The organism is Photorhabdus africana (assembly GCF_035181445.1).
In the GTDB taxonomy this organism is placed as follows: domain Bacteria; phylum Pseudomonadota; class Gammaproteobacteria; order Enterobacterales; family Enterobacteriaceae; genus Photorhabdus; species Photorhabdus laumondii.
On the sequence record NZ_JAXBVE010000224.1, the window covers coordinates 1 to 319 of the forward strand.

Here is a 319-nt window from a genome sequence, read left to right on the forward strand (position 1 = left end):
CCGGGTGTTTGGTAATGACAACCGAATTGATGGCAACATGGGTAACGATGTCATTAAACTGATGGGCTATCATGCAGTCATCAACGGTGGAGAAGGTGATGACCACCTGATAGCGGCCACTATTTCGAAATTCAGCCAGTTTGACGGCGGTGAAGGTCAGGATCTGCTGGTGCTGGGCGGTTATCAGAACCACTTCCGGGGGGGCGCAGGGATAGACAGCTTTGTGGTCAGTGGTCAGGTGATTGACAGTCAGGTTGATGATATCAATGCGGAAGATATGATTGTCTTTAACGACATTAACTGGCAAAACCTGTGGTTC

At 49.2% G+C, this 319-nt stretch carries 1 protein-coding gene; it reads left to right on the plus strand.

The genetic code is table 11. The features are described 5' to 3' along the window. Nucleotides 1-319 (plus strand): hypothetical protein (locus SLS51_RS23505; RefSeq protein ID WP_323840880.1); only part of this gene is annotated, 319 nt, incomplete at both ends.